Origin of the sequence: Pseudomonas sp., from assembly GCF_030696055.1 — a bacterium.
Taxonomy (GTDB): domain Bacteria; phylum Pseudomonadota; class Gammaproteobacteria; order Pseudomonadales; family Pseudomonadaceae; genus Aquipseudomonas.
Window position 1 is genome coordinate 1 of record NZ_JAUYNP010000325.1, and the last position, 2937, is coordinate 2937.

Sequence of the window (2937 nt, forward strand, 5' to 3'; positions counted from 1 at the left end):
TTCCGGCGCAGTATTCGAGCCACGCGCTCTGAACGAGTTGTTCCCCAACTGGAAAGAGCTCGGCGCGCCGCTGAACACCCCGGTCAAGCGCGACGATATCTACATGCTCAAGAGCGCCGAGAGCGCGATCAAGGTTCCTAACTTCTTTGTGCCCAAGACCATGCACAACGAAGGCAATTACATCATCTCCCTGGGCAATCTGTGCCGCTGGCTGGCCCAGCAGGCAGAAAACCTCGGCGTGGAAATCTACCCGGGTTTCGCCGCCCAGGAAGCCCTGATCGACGAGAAAGGCTCGGTCTACGGCATCCTCACCGGCGACCTGGGGGTTGACCGCGAAGGCCATCCGAAAGAGGGCTACTACACCCCCGGCATGGAGTTGCGCGCCAAGTACACCCTGTTCGCCGAAGGCTGCCGCGGCCATATCGGCAAGCAGCTGATCAGCAAATTCAACCTCGACTCCGAAGCCGACGCCCAGCACTACGGCATCGGTATCAAGGAAATCTGGGACATCGACCCAGCCAAGCACGAGCAAGGCCTGGTGCTGCATACCGCGGGCTGGCCGCTGGATGTAGTGGGCAACCAGAACACCGGCGGCTCCTTCCTCTATCACCTGGAGAACAACCAGGTGGTGGTCGGCCTGATCGTCGACCTGGCCTACAGCAACCCGCACCTGTCGCCGTTCGATGAGTTCCAGCGCTACAAGCACCACCCGGTGGTCGCCCAGTACCTGGAAGGCGGCAAGCGCGTGGCTTACGGCGCTCGCGCCATCTGCAAGGGCGGCCTCAATTCGCTGCCGAAGATGGTGTTCAACGGCGGCGCCCTGATCGGTTGCGACCTCGGCACCCTGAACTTCGCCAAGATCAAGGGCAGCCACACCGCCATGAAATCCGGCATGCTCGCCGCTGACGCGGTGGCCGATGCGCTGTTCGCCGGCAAGGAAGGCGGCGACCAGCTGACCGGTTATGTCGACGCCTTCAAGGCCAGCTGGCTGTATGACGAACTGTTCCGCAGCCGCAATTTCGGCCCGGCGCTGCACAAGTTCGGCCCACTGTTCGGCGGCGGCCTCAACTGGCTAGACCAGAACCTCTTCGGCGGCAAGATCCCCTTCACCCTGCACGACACCAAGCCGGATTACGCCTGCTTGAAGCTGGCAGCCGAGGCGCAGAAGATCAACTACCCGAAACCGGACGGCAAACTCAGCTTCGACAAGCTCAGCTCGGTATTTCTCTCCAACACCAACCATGAAGAGGAACAACCCTGCCATCTGAAGCTCACCGACCCGAGCATTCCGCTGAGCAAGAACCTGCCGCTGTACGACGAACCGGCGCAGCGCTACTGCCCGGCCGGCGTATACGAGATCGTCACCCAGGAAGACGGCGAGAAGAAGTTCCAGATCAACGCGCAGAACTGCGTGCACTGCAAGACCTGCGACATCAAGGACCCGGCCCAGAACATCACCTGGGTAGCCCCCGAAGGCACCGGCGGGCCTAACTACCCCAATATGTAAGACGCAAAAAAGGCTCCCTCGGGAGCCTTTTCTTTATCTGCAAACGGCTGACAAACTGCGCACTACTCCGGCTGTGGTCCAATGGGGAAAAACTCCCCGCCGCTCCAGACCCCCAGCCAGTTCTTGCCATCGATCTTGCGCGGCACGGCCAACTCGACCAGCTGATAGAACAGATTGCGGTGGATCAGCGCCTCGAGATTGACCCGCACATGCAGATACGGCGCCGGCTCTTCGGTCTGTGCATGCAACTCGACGCGAATCGGGTGCTCGGCACCGGCCAGCACCTCATCGTCCACATTGGTGACAAAGCGCAGCACTTGCGCCTCGCCCTCGCCCTCCACCTGTAAAGTGACCGCCACGAAAGGCGCGTCATCGACCCGGATACCGACCTTCTCCACCGGAGTGATCAGAAAGTAATCATCGCCGTCGCGACGGATAATGGTGGAAAACAATTTGACCATCGGCTTGCGCCCAATCGGCGTGCCCAGGTAGTACCAGGTGCCGTCGCGGGCGATACGCATGTCGATATCGCCACAGAAGTCCGGATTCCATAGATGCACCGGCGGCAAGCCTTTGCCCTTGGGAATCTGCGCCAGCAAATCACCGGCCTTGCCTGTATCACTCATCACTACTCCTCAGTAACCCAAACCCAGCAAACGCCGCGCATAGTCCTGCAGCGCCGGGCCGATCAGATCTTCCGGCTTGGCATCATAGAGCGTTAGCAGGCCGCCGCGATTACGAATGCGTGCAGTATCGACCAGATAGCGGGTATTGGTTTCGATCAGCATCAACTGGATCACTCCGCGGTCGGTGCCCAGGCGATCCAGCGCCTCCTGATCCTCCCACTCCTCGACCGTACCGATACGGTCATCGGCAGAGGCGAAACGGTTATACAGCAGGTAATGGGCACCGGCTTCACGCGCCTGCCCCAGCGCCTCCTCCAGCCCTAGAGGAGCTTTGGCCCGGCGCACCATGGGGAAATACTCGATAAAGCCCTGGTAGGCTTCCTCCGCCACCACATTCGGTCGTGGGTGGGCGTCGCCCGGCGGCACGAAGTGGCCCTGGGCGATATAGATAAAGGAATCGGCCTGTAAACGCCACGGACTGGCGCGGCGCGTCTGGCTGTGATCGAGCACGCCGACATCGCGCAATTGATCGATAGCGCCATCGGCCAGGTCGCTGGCCTTCATACAACCGCTCAACGCCAGAAACGCCAGCACTAACAACAGACTACGCATCATTCTTCTCCCGCGGCCGGTGACGGAAAACCGGCGGATAGGACCTAGATGCAGATTTCACGCCAGCGGCGCTTCTAGGGTCTGTTGCCGTTTCATCGCGAGCCGCGTTGCCGCGAGAAATGGCCCCCGGTTAGGCGCAGGACGCAGGTAATGGTTATTCCCTTGCCAAGTCCTGCAACAACAGCGGGGGCC

General features: G+C 60.9%; 3 protein-coding genes. 1 reads left to right on the forward strand and 2 read right to left on the reverse strand.

All coding sequences use genetic code 11. The features are described 5' to 3' along the window. Nucleotides 1-1507: electron transfer flavoprotein-ubiquinone oxidoreductase (locus tag Q8Q83_RS19635; protein WP_305625811.1), on the forward strand; the 1507-nt coding region annotated here is incomplete at its 5' end. Nucleotides 1508-1569: 62 nt separating this feature from the next. Here the strand turns inward: Q8Q83_RS19635 and Q8Q83_RS19640 are convergent. Both Q8Q83_RS19640 and Q8Q83_RS19645 read right to left on the reverse strand, forming a co-directional pair. After that, nucleotides 1570-2133, reverse strand: coding sequence for a DUF1285 domain-containing protein (locus Q8Q83_RS19640; protein WP_305625812.1), 564 nt, complete (start codon nt 2131-2133; stop codon nt 1570-1572). Between the two features lie 9 nt (nt 2134-2142). Beyond that, entirely contained in the window at nt 2143-2745 is a 603-nt protein-coding gene (locus Q8Q83_RS19645; RefSeq protein WP_305625813.1) for a DUF4823 domain-containing protein, read from the reverse strand. Nucleotides 2746-2937 lie beyond the last annotated feature (192 nt).